General features: G+C 40.4%; 21 protein-coding genes. 12 read left to right on the forward strand and 9 right to left on the reverse strand.

The window, feature by feature from the left end:
- Positions 1-701: 701 nt before the first annotated feature.
- Entirely contained in the window at positions 702-1,211 is a 510-nt protein-coding gene (gene def / locus CYG50_RS05620) for a peptide deformylase (RefSeq protein WP_102139319.1), read from the forward strand.
- Between the two features lie 53 nt (positions 1,212-1,264).
- Here def and fliT read toward each other — a convergent pair whose 3' ends face one another.
- The 3 genes from fliT to fliD are packed head-to-tail and all read right to left on the reverse strand — an operon-like array spanning position 1,265 to position 3,503.
- Complete coding sequence (fliT, locus tag CYG50_RS05625; protein ID WP_102139318.1) at positions 1,265-1,654, reverse strand: flagellar protein FliT; 390 nt, start codon at positions 1,652-1,654, stop codon at positions 1,265-1,267.
- Complete coding sequence (gene fliS, locus CYG50_RS05630; RefSeq protein ID WP_004909969.1) at positions 1,644-2,042, reverse strand: flagellar export chaperone FliS; 399 nt, start codon at positions 2,040-2,042, stop codon at positions 1,644-1,646. Before fliS ends, fliT begins: the two co-directional genes overlap by 11 nt.
- 18 nt (positions 2,043-2,060) lie before the next feature.
- A complete protein-coding gene (fliD, locus tag CYG50_RS05635; RefSeq protein WP_102139317.1) occupies positions 2,061-3,503 on the reverse strand; it encodes a flagellar filament capping protein FliD in 1,443 nt (480 codons plus the stop codon).
- A gap of 196 nt (positions 3,504-3,699) precedes the next feature.
- Between fliD and CYG50_RS22875 the strand changes: the two genes are divergently transcribed.
- Together CYG50_RS22875 and CYG50_RS05640 are read left to right on the forward strand one after the other, a co-directional pair.
- Entirely contained in the window at positions 3,700-3,861 is a 162-nt protein-coding gene (locus tag CYG50_RS22875) for a hypothetical protein (RefSeq protein ID WP_166266935.1), read from the forward strand.
- 22 nt (positions 3,862-3,883) lie between these two features.
- Positions 3,884-4,993: a FliC/FljB family flagellin gene (locus CYG50_RS05640; protein ID WP_102139316.1), complete on the forward strand. Its 1,110-nt coding sequence runs from the start codon at positions 3,884-3,886 to the stop codon at positions 4,991-4,993.
- A gap of 190 nt (positions 4,994-5,183) precedes the next feature.
- Here CYG50_RS05640 and CYG50_RS05645 read toward each other — a convergent pair whose 3' ends face one another.
- Both CYG50_RS05645 and CYG50_RS05650 read right to left on the reverse strand, forming a co-directional pair.
- Positions 5,184-6,362 (reverse strand): MFS transporter, encoded by a 1,179-nt coding sequence (locus tag CYG50_RS05645; protein ID WP_102139315.1) that lies wholly within the window; start codon positions 6,360-6,362, stop codon positions 5,184-5,186.
- 2 nt (positions 6,363-6,364) lie between these two features.
- Positions 6,365-7,837, reverse strand: a complete 1,473-nt coding sequence (locus tag CYG50_RS05650) for a tetratricopeptide repeat protein (protein ID WP_102139314.1) — start codon at positions 7,835-7,837, stop codon at positions 6,365-6,367.
- Between the two features lie 883 nt (positions 7,838-8,720).
- Between CYG50_RS05650 and CYG50_RS05655 the strand changes: the two genes are divergently transcribed.
- Positions 8,721-9,434: an RNA polymerase sigma factor FliA gene (locus tag CYG50_RS05655; RefSeq protein WP_102139329.1), complete on the forward strand. Its 714-nt coding sequence runs from the start codon at positions 8,721-8,723 to the stop codon at positions 9,432-9,434.
- A gap of 253 nt (positions 9,435-9,687) precedes the next feature.
- Here the strand turns inward: CYG50_RS05655 and CYG50_RS05660 are convergent, their stop codons facing one another.
- Positions 9,688-10,137 carry a GNAT family N-acetyltransferase gene (locus CYG50_RS05660; RefSeq protein WP_102139313.1) on the reverse strand — a complete coding sequence of 150 codons (450 nt, stop codon included), beginning with the start codon at positions 10,135-10,137 and terminating at the stop codon, positions 9,688-9,690.
- A 209-nt stretch (positions 10,138-10,346) separates the two neighbouring features.
- Between CYG50_RS05660 and cbpA the strand changes: the two genes are divergently transcribed.
- The 3 genes from cbpA (at position 10,347) to CYG50_RS05675 (ending at position 12,314) form a co-directional block, all read left to right on the forward strand.
- Complete coding sequence (gene cbpA, locus CYG50_RS05665) at positions 10,347-11,285, forward strand: curved DNA-binding protein (protein ID WP_102139312.1); 939 nt, start codon at positions 10,347-10,349, stop codon at positions 11,283-11,285.
- Complete coding sequence (locus tag CYG50_RS05670; protein WP_102139311.1) at positions 11,285-11,578, forward strand: chaperone modulator CbpM; 294 nt, start codon at positions 11,285-11,287, stop codon at positions 11,576-11,578. The genes cbpA and CYG50_RS05670 overlap by 1 nt, the downstream gene beginning before the upstream one ends.
- Positions 11,579-11,720: 142 nt before the next feature.
- The gene (locus CYG50_RS05675; protein WP_102139310.1) at positions 11,721-12,314 is read left to right on the forward strand and encodes a hypothetical protein; all 594 of its coding nucleotides are present in this window, start codon (positions 11,721-11,723) and stop codon (positions 12,312-12,314) included.
- A 67-nt stretch (positions 12,315-12,381) separates the two neighbouring features.
- On the opposite strand, the gene CYG50_RS05680 is transcribed toward CYG50_RS05675, so the two are convergent.
- Both CYG50_RS05680 and kdgK read right to left on the reverse strand, forming a co-directional pair.
- Complete coding sequence (locus CYG50_RS05680) at positions 12,382-12,999, reverse strand: bifunctional 4-hydroxy-2-oxoglutarate aldolase/2-dehydro-3-deoxy-phosphogluconate aldolase (RefSeq protein ID WP_102139309.1); 618 nt, start codon at positions 12,997-12,999, stop codon at positions 12,382-12,384.
- A 12-nt stretch (positions 13,000-13,011) separates the two neighbouring features.
- Complete coding sequence (gene kdgK / locus CYG50_RS05685; RefSeq protein ID WP_102139308.1) at positions 13,012-13,971, reverse strand: 2-dehydro-3-deoxygluconokinase; 960 nt, start codon at positions 13,969-13,971, stop codon at positions 13,012-13,014.
- A 209-nt stretch (positions 13,972-14,180) separates the two neighbouring features.
- Between kdgK and kdgR the strand changes: the two genes are divergently transcribed.
- Positions 14,181-14,963, forward strand: a complete 783-nt coding sequence (gene kdgR / locus CYG50_RS05690) for a DNA-binding transcriptional regulator KdgR (protein ID WP_102139307.1) — start codon at positions 14,181-14,183, stop codon at positions 14,961-14,963.
- 175 nt (positions 14,964-15,138) lie between these two features.
- Positions 15,139-15,498 (forward strand): hypothetical protein, encoded by a 360-nt coding sequence (locus CYG50_RS05695; protein WP_102139306.1) that lies wholly within the window; start codon positions 15,139-15,141, stop codon positions 15,496-15,498.
- Positions 15,499-15,550: 52 nt separating this feature from the next.
- On the opposite strand, the gene CYG50_RS05700 is transcribed toward CYG50_RS05695, so the two are convergent.
- On the reverse strand, positions 15,551-17,593 hold the full coding sequence (locus CYG50_RS05700) for a choline transporter (RefSeq protein WP_102139305.1): 2,043 nt from the start codon (positions 17,591-17,593) through the stop codon (positions 15,551-15,553).
- Between the two features lie 209 nt (positions 17,594-17,802).
- On the opposite strand from CYG50_RS05700, the gene betI reads away from it, so the two are divergent.
- From betI to betA, 3 genes are read left to right on the forward strand one after another with little or no spacing between them, the layout of a single operon-like run.
- Complete coding sequence (gene betI / locus CYG50_RS05705; protein ID WP_102139328.1) at positions 17,803-18,405, forward strand: transcriptional regulator BetI; 603 nt, start codon at positions 17,803-17,805, stop codon at positions 18,403-18,405.
- Positions 18,406-18,427: 22 nt separating this feature from the next.
- Positions 18,428-19,906, forward strand: coding sequence for a betaine-aldehyde dehydrogenase (gene betB / locus CYG50_RS05710; RefSeq protein ID WP_102139304.1), 1,479 nt, complete (start codon positions 18,428-18,430; stop codon positions 19,904-19,906).
- Positions 19,907-19,945: 39 nt separating this feature from the next.
- The gene (betA, locus tag CYG50_RS05715) at positions 19,946-21,625 is read left to right on the forward strand and encodes a choline dehydrogenase (protein WP_102139303.1); all 1,680 of its coding nucleotides are present in this window, start codon (positions 19,946-19,948) and stop codon (positions 21,623-21,625) included.
- Positions 21,626-21,779: the final 154 nt, after the last annotated feature.

Raw genomic sequence — 21,779 nt, forward strand, 5'->3', positions numbered from 1 at the left:
AAGAAGAGTGAAGAGGGGATTTGTTTTTCTCAACTTATTTATAATAGGGTAATTTCTCTGGCGGGTAAAATCGATTTTTTAAATTATATTTGTTCGGAATATTCGTGTTTGACTGGAATAAATACAGTGCTATCTATTTTATATATGGAATATAGGATTATTTATTTGAATGGATTATAAAATGCAATGCTTATTATTTTTTATGTATTAATTCAATTTAAAATAACTTCAATGTGGCCTAAATATATTTTGATGAGGAAACTGTAAAATGCAAAAATAGTAAAACGTTAAAATAGTATAAGCAAAGAAATGCCATCAGAGGGTGAAGCTAAAAATGGCAGGAAGCCAACAAAGGAGCAGCATTTTTTCTATTTTAGATGTTTTTTTTCAAATAACGTGTTATTTTTCTGTAAAATTTTATGTGTCTTGTGTTGCTTAAGCAGATAGGTTAAGTAGGCTAGCGCTAATTTATTGATGTTTAAAGTAAAATTATCTATCTGGTTAATAATGCCACTTTTTGCATGTTGTTGATGAAATAGAAAGACGATAATATTTTGTCTGTTCGCCATACTTCACTGGCAGGGCTGTGACGGCAGTTAACGGCTTTAAAACCGTGGTTATTGCATGTCGTCACTGTAGTTTAAAGTATTTTGAATTATTGATATTTGAATAAAAGCAATCGAATTTATAGGGTTTAAATTATGGCAGTAAGAGAAATTATTGAAATTCCAGATGAACGACTGCGCATTAAATGCAGCCCAGTGACAGATTTCGCTGCAGTACAAACCTTAATCGACGATTTGTTAGATACCATGTACAGCACCGATAACGGCATTGGCCTCGCTGCTACGCAAATTGCTGAAACTAAATCCATTATGGTGATTGATATTTCAGAAAACCGTGATGAGCCGATGGTATTTGTTAACCCTGAGATTGTCGAAAGTGAAGGGGAAACCAGTTACCAAGAAGGGTGCTTGTCAGTGCCGGAGATCTACGCGGATGTAGAGCGTTTCCTGCGCGTTAAAGTGAAAGCGTTCGATAGGCACGGTAAAGCGTTTGAAGTGGATAGCGACGAGTTCTTAGCGATTGTCATGCAACATGAAATCGACCACCTACACGGTAAAGTGTTTCTTGACCATTTGTCTCCATTAAAACGCAATATGCTGTTGAAAAAACTGAAAAAGCAGCAACGTTTAAAACAGCAACAGTAGGCTGTGATCCGAAAGGGAAGAGGGTGTCAGGTTTGTTGGCCTGACACTTAAATTCATTCCATGGGACGAACGACTAACGGGGTGTCTGGCTCATCAAATTGGCCATAGCTATTATTGAGTACCCGTTTTTGGTCTAATTGCTTAATTTCTTTGCTTAAAAAGTTTAAATGCTGTTGTAAATATTCTTTAGTAACACGTTCATTTTCGATAATTTTATGCAGTAACTGAATAAACTCTTCAGTGATGGGCTGCTGTTGTTCGAACGCTTGCGTTAACTCGGTGAGGTTTTCCACCGCAAGGACATATTCTGTCTCTCGGGAGACCAACGTCTCCCATTCCCCGGATTGCGCTAAGGCAACTAAATTTTCACTTAATACTAAGACATTACGGTATATTTCTTGTAAATCGATAGGATTTTTATTGTCCACCTGATTATCTTTCATCCACATTTGCACCGATTTGTTGCCACGCAGAGGCGATATCGGAGAGTAACTGGTAAACTTCTTGGACATAAGCCACGTTGTTTTCGAGGTTGGCGCGAAGTAACTGCATTGTCATGTACTCATACAAACTTGCTAAATTTTCTGCAAGTTCGCCGCCAGCTTCATAATTTAACGACTGCTTTAACCCTGTGTCAATGATGTCGATAGCTTTTGAGATTTCTTTACCTTTTTCCGCCACCTTACCCTGCTGCATAAAAATTTCCCCGCGTTTTAGGGCACTTAGCGCCCCTTTAAACAGGATTTGGATCAGTTGGTATGGGGTCGCGTTGGTGATTTCACTCTCCAAATCGACCTGCTGATAGGCTTGCTGTGCGTGTCGTTGATACATGTTTTTAACCTAAAAGTATTAGCCTAATAACCGGCCTAATGAATTACTGGTGCTGTTCAGTGACGTCATCATTTTGTCCAAGTTTTGGAACTGACGGCGGTGTAAATCCATGGTGTTTTCGATCTGTTTATTGGTCTGCTCAATACGTTTGTCTAAGCTTTTCTTTTTCTTTTGGATACCATCGGTGGCGTTGTGCAGGGTGCCTTCTTTGCTGTCCAAGGTGTCTTTCAAGTAGTTAAAGTTTTCAGTACCAAAACCGGTTTCTTTACCGTCACCAGCAAAAAATACTTTGACGCTCGATGGATTTTCTTTGAGTACTTTATCCAGCACTTTATTATCAATTTCTAAGGTGCCATCCAGTTTTTGCTTAATCCCCATTTTGCTCAGAGTGTCGATGTCCCCACTTGCTTGAGGAGCCCGAACTTGCGTGCGCAGGGTGCTCTGGATCATGCGTAAAGTGGAATCACCAATCAGTGGACCATTGGTTTTATCTGGCGCAGTGCCTTTTTCCGTTGGCGTGTATTTGGTGAGTTCTTTGGCTAATGTTTGGAATTCGTTATAGGCATCCACCCACGCTTTAATTTTACCTTTGGCGGGTTCGATATCTTCAGAAACGATTAGGTGGTCGGCTTTACCGTCTTCGCTTTCTTTTTTCAGCGTTAAGGTTAAACCGGGAAACAGGTCTTTGGCTTCATTGGTTTGTGACTCTAATTTGAAACCATCGATTTCCAGTAAGGCGGTTTGTGGGGCTACTTTTTGCACCATACCATTATCTGCATCGGTATTTAAGGTAACCACACCTTTATCATCAATAACTGACTCAACATTAAGAATAGCAGCCAGTTTGTCATCGCCTTCCACATTGATACTAATACGGTTTTCACTACCTTCTTTTTTAGAGGTAACGACAAGGTGATAGATATTGTCTTTATCTTTGATGACCGATGCGGAAACGCCTTTATCGGTTTTATTGATGGCATCGGCAATTTCAATCAGTGAAGTGTGCTCGTTATCCAGTTTGATAACGATTTTATCTTTATCTTCTTTTTGTGACGGTTGGGTGATAGTAATGGTTCGCTCAGGGGCACCATTGCCCAGTAATTCTTTGTTGCTATTGTTTGGCGTGCCTTTGGTAGCGATTGTTTGCGCTTTTGCTAACTGAGTGACTAACACATCATGCACACCCGCGACCGCTTTGCCGTCAGTTTTTACATCAAAGGCCTTATATTCACCATTGACTTTAGTGGTACTGATATCACCATATTTTTTTAAGTCTTCTGCGGCTTTTTTGAGTTTTTCTAAGGACGATTGCATTTTGCCAAAGGCGCTAATTTGCGCATCATAACTGGCTTTTTGGGTGGTTAATGGCTCTAAACGACGGCGCTCCATCGCTTCTAACTGGTCCATTTGGACGTTTAAATCTAAGTTTGACCCGATACCGAGTGTGGATATTCCTGCCATGTTCTCTCCTACGCTATGTCAGCGACATAAATCTTGAATATAAAAACTATTTAGACTGATATCGGCCAAGGGGAGCAAAATTTTAGACTATTCTGAAAAAGAGTGATGGGAGGAGCTGACACTGGAAAGGTAGGTAATTATCCCTATTGAAATTAAATAATAAGAAAATTAATAAAAATTAATGGATGTGTTAAAAATGAAAGTGTTAAAAATAATGGCACAAAAGCGGGCTGTAAAGCCTTTTCCAACCTTACAGATAAAATTTTTCATTAAAAAGCCTAAAGGGGACTTTTTTGTAGCCGATAACCTAGTTGCTGACGAAATTCATCAAGTTAAGCATTTTGGCTTAACGCATTAATTTGAATAATAAGGATCACATCATGGCACAAGTTATCAATACTAACATTTTGTCTCTGACCACTCAGAACAACTTAAACCGTTCACAAGGCGTTTTAGGTACGGCGATTGAGCGTTTATCTTCTGGTTCACGTATCAACAGCGCAAAAGACGATGCGGCAGGCCAAGCGATTGCTAACCGTTTTACGGCTAACGTTAAAGGTTTAACCCAAGCAGCACGTAATGCTAACGACGGTATTTCTATCGCACAAACTGCGGAAGGTGCAGTTAACGAAATCAACGATAACTTACAACGTATTCGTGAATTAACGGTTCAAGCGAAAAATGGTTCTAACTCTGAATCAGATACAAAATCAATTCAAGAAGAAGTGGATCAACGTTTAGCTGAAATTAATCGTATTTCAGAACAAACACAATTTAATGGAGTTAAAGTTCTTAGCCAAGATACTAAAATGGCAGTACAAGTAGGAGCTAATGACGGTGAAAAAATTGACATCGAATTAAAGAAAATTGACCGTGAAACTTTAGGTTTAGAAAAATTTGACCTGAACTTTACTGGTTATGGTAAGGCTGCTACTAGTGTTAGTGTCAAAATAACAGGCAAAGATGAAACTCAAGAATTAGATACTACGGCTATAGATGCGAAAGTAGCAGCTGGCACTATTAAGTCCTATGAAGTTTTAGAGTCTATTGACGCAAATGGAAAGGTTGATCCAACTAAGTTAGTTGTAAAAACAACAGATGACAAAGGTGTCGTTGCCTATAACGAGGCTGCAGTTACCGCTGGTGCTACTGGCGCAAAAGCAAAAATTGATGTAGGGACTACAAAAGTTGACCCTGTTGCAGGTGATAAAGCGAATGCGAAACCACTTGAAGCTTTAGATAAAGCATTATCAACAGTTGACGGCCTGCGCTCTTCTTTAGGTGCGATTCAAAACCGTCTTCAATCAACTATCAACAACCTGAACAACTCTGTTAACAACCTGAGCGCAGCACGCAGCCGTATCGAAGATGCTGACTTCGCAACAGAAGTTTCTAACATGAGCCGTGGTCAGATCCTGCAACAAGCAGGTACTGCTGTATTAGCGCAAGCTAACCAAGTTCCACAAGGTGTTTTAAGCCTGTTACGTTAATTCGTGATTGGTTGATTATACTGAAGGCCAGCGATACTGGCCTTTTCTTTATCGAACGGTCGTCATACTTCAAGTTGTAGATGCGTTGGCTTCACAAGGTCACCCGAATCACATACTTTAGTATGCTCATCGGGATAACCTTGATTGCCGCCTTCCTACAACTCGAATTATTTAGACCTTGCTTTAGCATTCAGTTAAAGTCTGCATGTATTTTAGTGTTAATTTTGACACAGCTGTAAATTAATATATTTGATAACAGAATAAAAATAATAATAGCGAGAGGGGTGTTGACCAGAAAACCAGACTCATAAGCATAGGGTAGGGCAATTGCACCAAAGATATCCCCTGTCAAAAATGCGGTTTGTATTAAACCAAAAATATGCTCGGCATTTCCTTTGCGGGCGATCTCCATCTCAACCAAATTAATTAATAGTGAGCAAACGGTTCTAAACATATACATGGCAATAACCGAGATGGCGAAAACAATCGGGGAACTAAATTTTATTGACCAAAACATACCATAGAGCATCAGCATACATAAACCAGAAAAAACGAGTAATGAGATAGGTTTATCTTTGTCAGAAAAAATAAACATAAAAAGGTTCTTGAGTACTAGCCCGGTGATCACACCTAATGATAGCACTAGGCCAACATTTGTATCTGAAAAGTGCATGTTTTTTAAATACACCGGAATAATGGGTAAGATCAGTGCCCAACTGGCGCCACTGATAATAAATGCAATAAATAAAATTAAATCTGCTTTACTGAAAAAAGGGAAAAATGAAGTGGTTTTTTGGGGGGGATTCTTAGCTAATGGTGTTTTATTCAGTGGTATTTTTAATGACGGGATGGCAATTATGGCGATTAGTACCATACCTCCACTAATTAACAAAGCCGAACGATAGGGGGATTGATCTATAATCGATAAAATTGTGACTAGCCCCCCAGCAATAAAAGCCCCAAGGCTTTGTGCTACTGTGCTTAAATTATCAGTGTGCAGCAGGACTTTATTTTGTTCCTGTTTATCAATATTAAAAATCAGTGATTTTAGCGCAATAGCGATAATACTCGCACCCATCCCTGCCATCAAACCTGAAGTCACGGCGATAGCCATCCCTGTGGGATAGGCTCTAAGAACAAGGCCACATCCATACAGTAAAAAGCCCACAATTAAACCAGTCTTAGTACCAAATCGGGATAGCCCTTTGGCATAAAGTAGTGAGCACGCCCCCGCAACCGCCATCATTACGTATGAAATTGAAAATAACTTCAATTGCGCTTGCTGTTCCCAATAGATGGGTTGTAGTGTTTTGGATATCCACATCGGGAAAAGAAAGAAAAAATAAAAGAAATATATTTTGTATGTCATGCTTACATACTCAACATTTTAATATTTTCCTTTACTAAAGGATTGTTTGGAAAAATATGTTGGCATTTTAAGAGATAATTGTAGGCAGCTTTCTCTGAACTTTGAGCAATTTTTTCAGCTTGTAAAATTAACCATTCCGGGGTCATAAAAATACCTGTTCTTTGCATAAGATGATCCAGGATTTTATAATTGCTATTTAATGAAAGAATATAAGCATAATTATAGGCTGTAAGATTATCTCCTGAAATTTCCCAAGCAAGGCGAGCATGCTTTTCTGCTGAAATATAATCCTCAGATGATAAAAATGCTATGCTCATATGATAGTGGCTATCGCTATGCATTGGACTAACAGATAATGCTCTTTGAATATTTTTTATATAGCTTGTTATATTTCCTTTATCATAAAAACATATTGCTAATTCAAGATGATATTCAGGAAAAGCATAATCAATTTCAATTAATTGATTGAGATATGTTATCGCATCATCATATTTACCTAATTGTTTATAGCACAGGCATATATTATAAATAATTACGGAACGATGCATGTAGTGCATACTATGTTTGTCTGATAACTGTTGAAGTCCCCAATTAAGTAACCTTATTGCTTCATCAGCATTTCCTTCTCTAAAAAGAATAAGTCCATATCCATTTCGGTTGAACACGGTGAAAAAATTCTTTTTATCTTGTTCTAAATAATCCAACTTACCTGTCTGAATAATGTTATAAGCTTCTTGTAAGAATTGACGTCCTTTTTCGATATTACGCTTATTCGATTTATGGTGGCGAAGATATAGCATTGATAATGTATAATTCGCCTTAATAATGCTTAACGGGTTTTCCGACTCTTTACTTTTAATGTAGTAATATTCTGCCTCAATAGGTTTATTGATACAGTTTTTGATTGTGCCGATTATAAGTGCTTGTGATTTTTCGTAATTATCAAAGTACTCTAAACAGTGTTCTATCAGGTGATCTGCACTGTATATATCACCAGAATTTATAATCATCAGAATATAGGGCTGAATAATGTCAATATCACCAAATTTTTCTTTTATTAATTCATTAATTAGTTTGGTTTCATTTTCAGTTAAATATATTTCTTCATTTTTAGCACAATCTACAATCAGGTTAACAGAAATGTTCATTCGATATAATGCTTGAATGAAACAATTAATCAGTGGGTATGATGAGAATTTAGCTGTAATATTGATTGTTTTAATTTCCGATGTGGCTATTTTTTTAGCTAACTCTGCAACTTTCCTAAACACCTTATCACTTAGATAGTATCTAATTTGGTCATCAGGGCTAATTCTATCTGTTAAGGACAGTTTACTCTTATCAAAATTTTCTAAGGGATAAAGAAATTTTTTATCATTGATAGTTAGTTGCTCTTGTGAAATATATCTAAGTAATATATTCCGAATGATAAGATATTCCAAAGGAATGCTTGCTGCTAGTTTGAAGTAATCCATATAATATAACCCCCTAATAAAAGGAGGTTATAACCTCCTTTTTATCAAATTACTTAGCGTTGTACATTACAGAGAAATCTATGCGTTTAGTACTTGGTTTATGTTTGATCATTTTCATAATTAACCTCTTTAATAAAAAATTTAATTTGTGATTAAACTAATACACCGTTGCATCAGTAAATTTAAAATTACATTTGTTAAGCAATTTCGTCAAATGTAAAATAGTTTGATTTATTTCTATGAGGTTACTGCATTAACATGCTTATGGGGAAATATTAAGCTAGAATGACAATGTATGGAAAAATAAATAACTAAGAATTGGTTTGTTTTTTTGAATAAAATAAGTTTTAAACTTTTATATATTCTAAATTTTTTCATATCAGTGAGTTAATATTAAATGATCAATTAACTGAATTATTGATTTTTTAATTTAATATTTTAATATTTAATTAATGTTGAACTAGCTTGATAATTATATTCTTTAAATATAATTTATTGGACGGATTATTTTTATCACTATTATTATCCATGTCCCATACTATGTTCACATTTAAGGCTAAGCTAGCTTGTTGATAACTTCATTTTCTTTAAGGGAAATTTAACGTTTTCTAACTAAAGCTACAATCAATAGCAAAGTCTAAAGCCAAAATCTGCAATTCAATGACAAAATCACCTTTCAATAAAACAACTTCTCTCACTTGTATTACCAGTAAAACTCCCTAAAAATTGTGTTAAAACAATTATTAAAGTTGTGGTTATTCAAATTTTACCTATTTAGGATAAGGCAAATAAAGCTATATTTAGTGCCTTACTCTACGGATTGAATTCAAAACCAACACAGATAATGAATACCTTTTATAGAGCTTGAAGGGTGATTCAGGTTGTGAGTGATTTGTATACTGCCGAAGGTGTGATTAATAAAAATAGCCTATGGGAGCGTTATTACCCTCTAATACGCCATGAAGCCCTGAAACTGCAAGTCAGACTACCCGCCAGTGTTGATATCGACGACTTAATTCAAGCGGGGGGCATCGGTTTACTACATGCATTGGAACGTTTCGATGTGACCCAAGGGGCGTCATTTGCCACTTATGCGGTGCAAAGAATTCGGGGTTCGATGCTAGATGAACTGCGTAGTCGTGACTGGGTGCCGCGCAGTGTGCGCCGCCAAGCGCGTGAAATGACCAAAGCCATTGGTGCGTTGGAACAATCGTTAGGGCGAAGTGCGACTGAGCCGGAAATCGCCAAAGCGCTGGATATTGACCTTGCGGAGTATCGCCAAGCATTACTGGACACCAATAATAGCCAACTGTTTTCTTATGATGAGTGGCATGAAATTCATGGGGAAAGCTGTGAGCCGCAAATGGATGAGGACGATGGCGGTAACCCGTTGAGTCTGTTGCTAGATTCCAGTTTGCGTGACCAAATTGCGGCGGCAATCAATCAGTTACCAGAACGCGAAAAAATGGTGCTGACGCTGTATTACCAAGAAGAGCTGAACCTGAAGGAGATTGGGGCGGTGCTGGAGGTGGGGGAGTCGAGGGTGAGTCAGCTTCATAGTCAGGCTGTAAAACGCCTCCGCGGCAAATTGAAGTGATGCTCGTCATACTTCGCACCACAGCGTTGTTGGCTTCACTAGTTCACCCTAGTCACATACTGATGTATGCTCCTAGGGCTAAACTAGCTAGCCGCCTAGCTGTAGCACGAATTATTTAGAGCATCAGTATTGAGATATTTTAATACTCATTTAAATTAAATTTGTTTTTATGTGTCTATGTCAGTCTTTTACTAACGAGATGAGTTGCTTATCACTCTATCATTTTCTACGTTTTTAGTAATTTTACTTTCTATTATTCATCCAGCTCTGCCGATCTAACCAAAAAATTCTCTGCCGTGGTGTGCCATGCTCTTGGGGATTGGGTGAACCCCAATTTTAAGTATTCGGTGAGGTTGCTGTCGGTGGAGAAAAATAAAATCTGGCAATCAGCGGGAAGCTCCTCGGCGACGAGGCGCATTAATTGGCGGTCGATGCCGTGTTTTTGATACTGAGTATCAACGGCCAGTTCGCAGATATAACAACAAGAACTAAAATCCGTTACTGTGCGGACAAAACCGACCACCTGTTCCTCATCCCATGCACTAACCAATAAATCCGCGTTATTTAGCATTGCATCTAATTGAGTAAGGTTATCGGTTGTCACCATTTCTTTAAATGGTGATTGGCGAATCAATCGAACAAAATCCTCAATAGAGATGGCAAAGTTGACTTTATAGTTCAGGCGATTGGCAAGCGCATCCATAGAGTTCCCCTATTAATCAAACTACCCTCTTATAGGTTTAGCCTGAAATAGCGTAAATTTCCTGTTTTTTGTGGAATTTTATCATGGCCTAGCTATTCCAATTAGTGCGTAAATGTCCTAAGTTAAATTCAAGGTAGTCGTGATGTTTAGCCCAACAGGGTAAATACCATAAGAATTCTATTCAACAGATAAGTGAACGAGATATGACGATGGAACTAAAGGATTATTACAGCATCATGGGTGTTAAGCGCACCGATGATTTAAAAACCATTAAGACCGCGTATCGCCGTTTAGCGCGAAAATATCACCCTGACGTGAGTAAAGAACCCGATGCCGAAGCACGCTTTAAAGAAATTGCGGAGGCTTGGGCGGTACTTGGTGACAAAGAAAAACGTGCAGAATACGATGAAATGTGGGAACACAGGAATGACCCCTATTTTAACCAAGCTAACCAAGGCCAACAAAGCCGCACCTATTCCCAGCAAGGGTTTGATGAAGGCGGCTTTGATGACATTTTTTCATCGATGTTTTCCCAACGTGCACGGGGTGGCACAAGGCAGGCACGCAGCCATCGCGGGCAGGATTTAGAGGTTGAACTGGCTGTTTTCCTTGAAGAAACCCAAGAACCCCATAAACGTACCATTAGCTATAACTTACCTGTTTATAACGCTTTTGGTTTTATCGAAAACGAAGTCCCTAAAACACTTAACGTGACTATCCCTGCAGGGGTGATTGACGGGCAACGTATTCGCTTAAAAGGGCAAGGCACTGCCGGGGGGAATGGCGGTGAAAATGGCGACCTATGGATAACTATCCGCATTGCACCGCATCCATTATTCGATATTAAGGGCCATGATCTTGAAGTGGTTGTGCCATTAGCCCCTTGGGAAGCCGCTCTAGGGACAAAAGTCACCATCCCAACATTAAAAGACCCGATTGTGATCACCGTTCCTGCTAATAGCCAAGCTGGCCAAAAATTACGCCTTAAAGGTAAAGGGCTGAAACATGAAGGTACAGCAGGGGATCTGTACGCGATTATAAAAATCGTGATGCCAAATAGCAGTAATGCAGAAGCGGATGCACTGTGGCGGAAATTGGCGGAGACTCAGCAGAGTTTTGACCCACGTAAAAATTGGGGAGGCAAATAATGGAACAGTTCACATCATTAACCGTTATTGATTTTTGCGTTCATACTGGTATTGCTGAAGATGAATTACAGGAAATCGTCGGCCTTGGGATAATTCAACCCATTGAAACGACTAATGAGTGGTTGTTTGATGACCAAGCGGTAGTCATTGTGAGAAGAGCCGTGCGTCTTTACCATGAATTAGAAATTGACTGGCCGGGCATCGCAATGGCGATGAGCCTATTGGACCAAAATGAAATGCTCCAACGCGAAAATGAGATGTTGCGTTTACAGTTAAAACGTTTTATTGGTTAGGTTTCTGATAATTTAATGACTATTGAGCTTTCTATATAGAGTCTGTTTCATTTTGGCTTTATGCATTGAATTAAAGTATAGGGCCAATTCATTCAATACCTATAAAAATTTAATTGTATTGTGAACGATATAAGAGGCTTTGATGTTAACTACTGATTGGCGACCTGAATGGGGGAATATTTATTCATGGGTTGCAATGGATAAAAACGGTTATTTAGCATTTATGCTGAATAATTGCTGGGGATGGTTACCCAAAGTGTATATCAACATACCTAATATTAGTGAGTTATATGTTGATTTAAGTGAGTTTATATATTGTGAATCGGCTAAATATGAAAATAGCATACAGAAAAATGGTGATTTTTCAGTTGATCTATTTTCCTATTGGAAATACAAGCATTATTCCCAAGAAACTGTTTTTACCAGTTATAAAAATCGTTTAGATGAAGGTAATAAACTGACAGATGCTTATCTTGCAACACAAAAGGGAATATTTGTATTTGAAGGCATTGAAGGCTATAACCAAGGGGAAGACTTTCCTGTGGGCTATGAGGGTGAAACAAAAATGGGAGATTATTTTCGCCATTTAGTGCCAACGATTTATGCGACAATATCAGATATACCTATCCCTCTAAGGCAATACATTGTCGTTTCTGATACTTTAGATTTTACCAAAGATAGATTGTTAGATAATGATAAAATCAGCGAATATTTTACTCGAATGTATTCTATCTAAACCATTAGCAAAAAGCCCTTACCATCCAGTAAGGGCGCAATAACAACAACGAGATTTTTATTATTAATTAAATAGCCGCTGCTTCTGCAATGAGTTTGCCGAGCTCTTGCCAGTTTTCACTGTCGATAAGGTCATTCGGCACCATCCATGAACCGCCGCACACTAATACAGAAGGTAATGCGGTGTATTCTTTAATGTTTTTCACACCGATACCGCCAGTTGGCATAAATTTAACCGGGTAAACCGCGCTGAGAGCTTTGAGCATGGCAACTCCGCCAGAGGCTTCGGCTGGGAAGAATTTCAATGTGGTGAGATTAAACTCAAGGGCTTGTTCTACTAAACTTGGGTTATTCACACCAGGAATGATAATCACGTTCTTTTGTTGGCAATAAGCCACAATTTTCGGGTTAAAGCCCGGGCTGACGATAAAATCTACACCCGCTTCAATGGCTTGGTCAACTTGCGCTGTGGTTAATACCGTACCTGCGGCAATCAGTAATTCAGGGTAGGCCGCGCGCATATTTTTAATCGCTTGTACCGCTGCAGCGGTGCGGAAGGTGACCTCTGCACATGGCAGGCCATTTTCCACTAAAGCTTTTGCCAATGGCGCACCATGCTCTGCATTATTAATGGTGATAACAGGAACAACATTGAGTTTCTTAATTCTTTCAAGTAATTGATTCATGGTTAAAGCCTCTTAACATTTTACTAAAGCAGTGGTTGGCATGGCCTCGGATGGAATAATCGCTCCCCGGTGTTGGATGACGGTTCCAGCCAGTAAATGACCTGTTTTTGCTGCTTCACATGGGCTGCCACCGACGATGCGACAAGCAAGGTAGCCGGCACTAAAGGAATCCCCTGCGGCAGTGGTATCAACAACATGGCTTATTTTATTCGCAGGGACTTCAATACGTTCGTTATCAATAACGACGAAGCAAGCCTCAGCACCGCGCTTGATCACTATTTCGTTCACGCCATATTGTTGGGTACGTGCAATTGCATCATTTTCATGAATGTCACCATAAAGCAACTGTTCGTCATCAAAGGTCAAAAAAGCGATGTCGGTTAAAGTGAGAGTTTGCTGATAAGCTTGTTGAGCGGCTTGTTTTGAAGGCCAAAGCGCAGGGCGATAGTTATTATCGAAGACAATTTTAGCGCCGTGTTGTTTAGCATGTTGTAACATTTCAAATAACAACTGACGTGAGGCGTCAGGTAAAATGGCTAAGCTAATGCCACTTAAGTAGATAAATTGTTGTGAATTAAGTACTTGCTGTGTGTGGGCTTTGCTATTGCTATCAAGACAGACGGCATCAAGCCAAAATTTTGCCGCGGCATTATCTCGCCAATAGAAAAAGCGACGTTCGCCATCAGCGGAGGTTTCGATTAAATACATCCCAGGCAAATGTTTGTCCGAAATAAAGACTTCTTCAGTATTGATGCCCTCTTGTTGCCAACTGTTTAGCATTTGCTGGCTGAATGGGTCTTTACCTAAACCGGTGATGTAACGGGTTGTCACGCCATGGTCTTTTGTTAAACGAGACAGGTATAGTGCGGTATTGAGTGTATCCCCACCAAACGTTTGTCTATAAAGTTCACCCGATTTTTGCAACTCAACCATGCATTCACCAATAACGGCAACTTGCGGATGTATATTCATTTTCACCACCTGCGCGATTACGACTTAATAAACTATTGCTGACTTAATGATGCTATTAAAACCCATTTCAAATAGAACTTCAATGAAAATGAAACGCCGTTTTAAAAATATTAAATCACCGTTCTTGTTTTTATCATGATAGCCACTTATGCTATCCGCTAGGGTGTAATGTCGATATCAATTTATAGTTATAGGATGATGGAAAAGTAATGGATAAAACGACTCAAACGGATGCTGTTTCAGCAGTGGTTAAGGTATTTAGCATTCTTAGCGCCCTTGGTGAGCAAAAAGAGATTGGTGTGTCTGAGCTTTCACAGCGTTTATTGATGTCAAAAGCCACGACATTTCGTTTTCTGCAAACGATGAAACAGCTAGGCTATGTGGATCAAGAAGGTGAAGCGGATAAATATTCCCTAACATTGAAATTATTCGAGTTGGGAGCGAAATCCCTTGAGTATGTGGATTTAATTGAAATTGCAGATACAGAAATGCGCCGTATTGGCCAATTAACCCATGAAGCGGTGCATTTGGGCGCTTTAGATGAAGATGCCATTATTTATATCCATAAAATCGACTCGAGTTATAATTTACGCATGTATTCACGGGTTGGGCGTCGTAACCCATTGTATTGCACAGCAATCGGTAAGATTTTACTCGCTTGGCAAGATGAAGGATCCATTCGTTTAGCATTGAAAAACGAAACTTTTAGCCAAAAAACGGCAACAACGATTTTAACGTTAGAAGACCTGCTGGTGGAATTAGCCACAGTTCGTGAATGCCATTATGCGCAAGACAGAGAAGAGCAAGAGCTAGGTCTGCGCTGTATTGCTGTGCCAGTGTATGACCGGTTAGGCCATGTGGTTGCAGGGCTATCGATTTCGTTCCCAACGATTCGTTTTGATGAGCAGCGTATTGGTGACTACGTCCAATTACTGAAAACAGCGGGTCGTAATATTTCAGAGAAAATGGGCTATCACCAATATCCATTATAGGGGTGATATAACAGGATTAAGCCAGTTTTAATGATGTATCAATCAATTGATTTAATAACCTATGTAAATTATTTATTTGAATATTAAGGTGTTATAAATTTCACTTATTATTATCCAACACCATGTGTTGCTGCTGACATATAATATTTACTTATGAACACAGTAGGAAATAGATATGTTTAAAAAGGTTATTGTTGTTATTTTTCTTTGTTTCACTTCTTATGGCTTTGCCAGCGACTTTACATTTAAAGAAAAGTCACCCGCTGATCGCGAGTTTAGTCAAGACTACCAAGGAATTAAAAAATTACAGACACAACAAAAGTTTGTCTTTGATCCCAAAAAGAAACTTCCACAAGAAGAACAAAGTTATCAAGCTTTGTTAGAACAGCGAAATGCAGATGAAAATGCGTTTTCAAAACATTTTAATGTGTGTGATGTTAACCCGACGGGAGCAGGGTGCCCTAATTCAATGGCTTGGATGAATGACCGCCAGCAAATGAAAAAAATGCTAGAGCAAGCGGGCCGCCCATATTGATGCGTTGTTCATCTGTTGACTCTAAGGGAGCATCGCCCCCTTAGAGTTCAAACTAGACAGATTCAGGGAATGTTAAGGTTGCACCGGGGGCTTCACGGCTTAAATGAATGAAATTCATATGTTTTTCATATTGGTCTAGAATATCGCTAATCACTTGTTCTTTGGTGTAATCCATTAAATCATTCCCTTGTGAGCCTTCCCATAAGAAGGTTTCTAAGCGGTAATAATGGGATTTCCCTGAACGTGCGCGATAGGTAAAACCGGGAACTGAATAGCGCTGTGGCCACACTTGGTAAATAAAGCTTTGTTCTTCACCTAGGTCGACTGTTAATTCTAAATGGTCTAATCGCTCATCAGCAATGGGTGGTAAGGTGTTAAATTCCACTTTTGCTCCCCTTAAACTGAGCTCTTTCGCCACTTCTTGCATGGCAGGAATGCAGACCAAATCAAGCATACGCTGGGTATAAGTCGTTCCCGGGAAATTCATCACTCGTCCCAAACGCTGTTTCCAATTCAGTGTTCCGTTGCCATATAGTGGTGCAGGGGCATTGGTATTTAGCGAACTAACGCGTCTAAAGTCCTCAACTTTTAATGACTTATATAGCCCAGCCATAATAAAGAAGATAACAAAACTAAAGGGCAAGCCCATGATCACTGTCGTATTTTGTAACGCAGCGACGCCATCCGTCATTAACATCCCTAAGGTAAGTAAGCCAATTGCGACAGACCAGAAAATTCGCAACCAATTAGGGGCATCATTGTTAATATCACTGAGTTTTGAGGTGAAATTGCCTAATACTAATGAACCGGAGTCAGCAGAGGTGACATAGAACAACAGCCCAGTAATGGTTGCAACAGAAGCGGTTAGGCCAAAGCCGGGGTAAAGTTCAAGTAGTGAATAGAAGCCTTTTTCGGGGGCGTCGAGGACGGTTTTTGCAAGTTCACTATTGCCGTGAATGATTTCATACAATGCACTATTACCAAAAATAGATAGCCATAATAGTGTGAAAACAAATGGAATAATTAATGTGCCAATCACAAATTGTCGAATAGTCCGGCCGCGAGAAATACGAGCAAGGAATAACCCAACAAATGGTGACCATGCTACCCACCATGCCCAGAAAAACAGCGTCCAGCTATTCATCCAATCCGTTGGGCGGTCAAAGGTAAAGCTATTGAGGGTCATACCCATAAAGCGGTTGATATAGTCCCCCACATTCAGCACTAAGGCATTGAGTAAGAACTCAGTATCGCCGACAAATAAGATAAATAAAATCAAACCAAATGCTAACAGCACATTGAGCTCGGATAACACCCGAATGCCTTTATTTACCCCTGATGTGGCGGAGATCACGGCCATAATCACCGATAGCAGGATCAACCCACTTTGCACGGGGAGCCCTTGAGGTAAGTCGAATAATACTTTGAGGCCATAATTCAGCTGAACAACCCCAATCCCCAACGTTGTTGCGATACCAAAAATCGTCCCTAATACCGCAGCAATATCCACAGTATGGCCAATTGGGCCGTCAATTCGTTTACCAAATATTGGATAAAGTGCAGAGCGAATGGTCAGCGGCAAGTTATAACGATAACTGAAATAACCCAGTGCAATTCCCATTAAGGCATACATAGACCAGCCCGTTAGGCCATAGTGGAACAGTGTCCACACCATCGCCTGACGAGCTGCTTCTAAGGTTTCGCCTTCGCCTGTTGGCGGCAGCATATATTGGGTGACCGGCTCAGCGACGGAGAAAAACATTAAATCGATACCAATTCCTGCGGCGAATAGCATCGCAGACCAACTGAGTACGCTAAATTCAGGTTTAGATTGTTCAGGGCCGAGTTTGATATTACCAAAGCGTGAGGTAGCAACGAAAATGACAAAAACAATATAAAGCGTTGCTGCTAGCAGGTAATACCAACCAAAGGTTTTAGATACCCAGCCAAGGGCGGCAACGATCCACTGATTTGCTGTTTCGGTCATCAAGATGGTGAAAAAAGAAAACGCCAGAATAAGACCGGCGGAAGTAAAAAAAACCACAGAATTCAGTTTATCCTTCTGCTTATTCTTTGGACTATTTTGAGTTGTCATTGGACATTCCACATTTTTATTTATTTAACAGGTTAAAATTACTTTCTAAGCTAATTGATTGATTTATTAGCCAAGATTTGGTTTTTGTTATCTTCTCTCTTATGTTAATTGTGAATGAATTGTTGTAAACAATAGTTAATATTGATTGAACATTCAATCAAAAAAACGTTTAATACAAGGGATCAATGTATTTTTTAGGTTCAAATACCATGCCGAAGATAGGAATGCAGTCGATACGTAAACAACAGTTAATTCAAGCCACATTGGCTGTGATTAATGAAGTTGGAATGCAGGAAGCTAGTTTTGTGTTAATTGCCCGTAAAGCCGGGGTTTCTACAGGGATCATTAGCCATTATTTCCGTGATAAAAATGGCTTGCTTGAAGCCACTATGCGCCATATTCAATACCAACTAGGGTTTGCGGTTGCAATACGTTTACGGATGTTGACCGGAGCGGAGCCAAAACTACGAATTCAGGCAATTGTTGAGGGCAACTTCGACCCAACGCAAACCAGTGAGGCCGCGATGAAAACGTGGCTAGCCTTTTGGGCTAGTAGTATGCATCAACCGAATTTAAACCGTTTACAGCAGGTTAATGACCGACGCTTGTATTCAAACTTAAGCTATGAGTTTGGGCGGGTGTTAAACAAGGCGGATGCGCGGATGGCAGCGAAGGGGCTGGCGGCTTTAATTGATGGCCTATGGCTACGTAGTGCTTTGAGTAATGAACAATTCCCTGTTAAGGATGCACTCAAAATCACTAACGAATATATCGATATGCAACTACAACGTGCTGAGGTTTTAGAAACCTAATAACCAATTCAGAGGAGATAATATGCAACATCCACCGATACATAAGCTTTATATTCATGGTGGTTATGTCGACAGTTCACAACCTGAATGCGGGCAATTTCCTGCAATCAACCCTGCAAATGGCGAAACTATCGCAAATCTGCAATCTGCGACCCTTGAAGATATCCAATGGGCGGTAGAAAGCGCCAAACAAGGTCAGAAAGTTTGGGCGGCAATGACCGCGATGGAACGCTCACGTATTTTACGCCGTGCGGTGGATATTTTACGGGAACGTAACGACGAATTGGCTTATCTCGAAACTCTTGATACGGGCAAACCGCTTTCTGAAACTCGTTATGTGGATATCGTCACAGGGGCAGATGTCCTTGAATACTATGCAGGTTTAATCCCTATGCTGGAAGGGCAGCAGATCCCTTTGCGTGACAGCGCATTTGCTTATACCCGCCGTGAACCGCTGGGAGTTGTGGCAGGGATTGGCGCATGGAATTACCCTATTCAAATTGCGCTATGGAAATCAGCACCTGCTCTGGCTGCGGGTAATGCCATGGTGTTCAAACCCAGTGAAGTCACGTCGTTAACCGCATTAAAGTTAGCTGAAATTTATACTGAAGCGGGTGTGCCAGCCGGGGTGTTTAACGTGGTGACAGGCCAAGGCGGTGAAGTGGGGCAATGGTTAACGGAGCACCCTGATATTGCCAAAGTTTCATTCACTGGGGGGATCGCAACGGGTAAAAAAGTGATGGCGAATGCGTCAGCCTCTTCTTTAAAAGAGGTGACGATGGAACTAGGCGGTAAATCACCTCTAATTATTTTTGATGATGCAGATTTAGATAAAGCTGCAGATATCGCCATGATGGCGAATTTTTATAGTTCCGGCCAAGTGTGTACCAATGGAACACGGGTTTTTGTGCCAGGATCGCTCAAATCACAGTTTGAAGACAAGATCACTGAACGTGTGGCGCGCATTAAAATAGGTTCCCCCATTGACGATAATACTAACTTTGGGCCATTAGTCAGTTTTGCTCATATGGAAAATGTGTTGCGTTATATTGCGTTAGGCAAACAGCAAGGTGCGAAATTATTGTGCGGAGGTGAACGCTTGATGGATGGCGATTTCGCTCAGGGAGCGTATGTTGCACCAACGGTATTTACTGATTGCAATGATGAAATGCAAATCACGCAGGAAGAAATTTTTGGTCCTGTCATGAGTATTTTAAGTTATCAATCGGAAGATGAAGTGATTGCCCGTGCAAACAACAGCGTATATGGGCTTGCTGCAGGGGTTGTGACACAGGATCTAACGCGTGCGCATCGTGTTATCCATCAATTAGAAGCTGGGATTTGCTGGATCAATACATGGGGTGAATCACCCGCTCAAATGCCAGTAGGGGGATATAAGCATTCCGGTGTTGGCCGTGAAAATGGCGTAATGACATTGCAAAATTATACACAAGTGAAATCCATTCAAGTGGAATTGGGGGAATTTGCATCCGTTTTTTAATCACATCATTTTAATTTGACTGAAACAGAGGAGATAACAATGGTCTATGACTATATTATTATCGGTGCTGGTTCAGCCGGTAACGTTCTTGCTACCCGCCTGACAGAAGATCCAGATGTTACTGTGCTGCTCCTTGAAGCAGGAGGACCGGACTACCGGTTCGACTTTCGCACACAAATGCCAGCGGCATTAGCCTACCCGTTACAGGGGCGACGTTATAATTGGGCTTATGAAACTGATCCTGAACCGCATATGAATAACCGACGAATGGAGTGTGGTAGAGGGAAGGGGCTCGGAGGCTCATCATTAATTAATGGGATGTGTTATATCCGAGGGAATGCCCTAGACTTTGACGGCTGGGCTGAAGCACCTGGCTTAGAAGACTGGCGTTATCTCGATTGCTTACCTTATTTTAGAAAAGCAGAAACGCGTGATATTGGCCCTAATGATTACCATGGTGGAGATGGCCCAGTCAGTGTGACAACACCGAAGAATGGCAATAATGTGCTATTTCATGCGATGGTGGAAGCCGGTGTACAAGCAGGGTATCCACAAACAGATGATTTAAATGGGATCCAACAAGAGGGTTTTGGCCCGATGGATCGCACAGTCACTCCTCAAGGGCGACGAGCAAGTACAGCAAGAGGGTATTTGGACCAAGCGAAAAAACGCCACAATTTAACTATTCTTACGCATGCCACTACGGATACCATTGAGTTTGAAGGGAAAAAAGCGGTTGGTGTTAAATATTATCAAGGTAATAGCACTACGCCTACGGTAGTGAAGGCGCGCAAAGAGGTTCTTTTATGTGCAGGCGCGATCGCATCTCCACAAATTTTACAGCGTTCTGGAGTTGGGCCTGAGGATGTTTTGGCTGAGTTCAATATTCCAGCTGTGCACGTTTTACCTGGTGTAGGGCAAAACTTGCAAGATCACCTTGAAATGTATTTGCAATATGAATGCAAACAACCAGTTTCACTATATCCAGCCTTAAAATGGATAAATCAACCCAAAATAGGCGCTGAATGGCTATTTAAAGGGACAGGAATTGGCGCAAGCAACCAATTTGAAGCAGGCGGGTTTATCCGTACCAGTGAAAAATTCGCTTGGCCAAATATTCAATTCCACTTTTTGCCTGTGGCGATTAACTATAACGGTAGTAATGCCGTTAATCAGCATGGTTTTCAAGCCCATGTAGGTTCAATGCGTTCGCCGAGCCGAGGGCGAGTTCGTTTGAAATCTTTAGACCCAAGGCAGCATCCGAGTATTTTATTTAATTACATGTCATCGGAGCAGGATTGGGAAGAGTTTCGTGCTGCTATTCGTATTACCCGTGAAATTATGGCTCAGCCAGCACTTGACCCATATCGTGGGGAAGAAATCAGCCCCGGTAAACAGATTAGTACTGATGAAGAGCTAGATACATTTGTCCGCGAGAGAGCAGAAACCGCTTTTCACCCCTGTGGAACCTGTAAAATGGGGCACGATGATATGGCGGTAGTGGATGGTGCAGGGCGAGTTCATGGTATTGAAAATTTACGAGTTATCGACGCATCAATTATGCCGTTGATTATTACGGGGAATTTAAATGCAACGACTATCATGATCGCGGAGAAAATCGCCGATAAAATTCGAAATCGGTCTCCGTTGCCCACAAGCGATGCAGATTATTATGTCGCAGGTGGTAGGCCAGTGAGAAATCAGCCCTTAAGGGGCTAGTTTATCCACGAAGATTTCACGTACAAAGCGATTGATATTTATATCAGTCGCTTTTTTAGCTAGACAGAATATGTGTTAGCTAATTTTTAGACAAAAAAAACCTCCAAATATTAAGGAGGGAAAATAAATATAAAGCGAGCTTATTTATATAGCA

It is taken from the genome of Providencia huaxiensis (assembly GCF_002843235.3).
GTDB classification, from domain to species: domain Bacteria; phylum Pseudomonadota; class Gammaproteobacteria; order Enterobacterales; family Enterobacteriaceae; genus Providencia; species Providencia huaxiensis.

Coding starts and splice junctions, on each gene's coding strand:
- def (WP_102139319.1), top strand. CDS start 702: ATGGCAGTAAGAGAAATTATTGAAATTCCAGATGAACGACTGCGCATT.
- fliT (WP_102139318.1), bottom strand. CDS start 1,654: ATGAAAGATAATCAGGTGGACAATAAAAATCCTATCGATTTACAAGAA.
- fliS (WP_004909969.1), bottom strand. CDS start 2,042: ATGTATCAACGACACGCACAGCAAGCCTATCAGCAGGTCGATTTGGAG.
- fliD (WP_102139317.1), bottom strand. CDS start 3,503: ATGGCAGGAATATCCACACTCGGTATCGGGTCAAACTTAGATTTAAAC.
- CYG50_RS22875 (WP_166266935.1), top strand. CDS start 3,700: ATGAAAGTGTTAAAAATAATGGCACAAAAGCGGGCTGTAAAGCCTTTT.
- CYG50_RS05640 (WP_102139316.1), top strand. CDS start 3,884: ATGGCACAAGTTATCAATACTAACATTTTGTCTCTGACCACTCAGAAC.
- CYG50_RS05645 (WP_102139315.1), bottom strand. CDS start 6,362: ATGACATACAAAATATATTTCTTTTATTTTTTCTTTCTTTTCCCGATG.
- CYG50_RS05650 (WP_102139314.1), bottom strand. CDS start 7,837: ATGGATTACTTCAAACTAGCAGCAAGCATTCCTTTGGAATATCTTATC.
- CYG50_RS05660 (WP_102139313.1), bottom strand. CDS start 10,137: ATGGATGCGCTTGCCAATCGCCTGAACTATAAAGTCAACTTTGCCATC.
- cbpA (WP_102139312.1), top strand. CDS start 10,347: ATGGAACTAAAGGATTATTACAGCATCATGGGTGTTAAGCGCACCGAT.
- CYG50_RS05670 (WP_102139311.1), top strand. CDS start 11,285: ATGGAACAGTTCACATCATTAACCGTTATTGATTTTTGCGTTCATACT.
- CYG50_RS05675 (WP_102139310.1), top strand. CDS start 11,721: ATGTTAACTACTGATTGGCGACCTGAATGGGGGAATATTTATTCATGG.
- CYG50_RS05680 (WP_102139309.1), bottom strand. CDS start 12,999: ATGAATCAATTACTTGAAAGAATTAAGAAACTCAATGTTGTTCCTGTT.
- kdgK (WP_102139308.1), bottom strand. CDS start 13,971: ATGAATATACATCCGCAAGTTGCCGTTATTGGTGAATGCATGGTTGAG.
- kdgR (WP_102139307.1), top strand. CDS start 14,181: ATGGATAAAACGACTCAAACGGATGCTGTTTCAGCAGTGGTTAAGGTA.
- CYG50_RS05695 (WP_102139306.1), top strand. CDS start 15,139: ATGTTTAAAAAGGTTATTGTTGTTATTTTTCTTTGTTTCACTTCTTAT.
- CYG50_RS05700 (WP_102139305.1), bottom strand. CDS start 17,593: ATGACAACTCAAAATAGTCCAAAGAATAAGCAGAAGGATAAACTGAAT.
- betI (WP_102139328.1), top strand. CDS start 17,803: ATGCCGAAGATAGGAATGCAGTCGATACGTAAACAACAGTTAATTCAA.
- betB (WP_102139304.1), top strand. CDS start 18,428: ATGCAACATCCACCGATACATAAGCTTTATATTCATGGTGGTTATGTC.
- betA (WP_102139303.1), top strand. CDS start 19,946: ATGGTCTATGACTATATTATTATCGGTGCTGGTTCAGCCGGTAACGTT.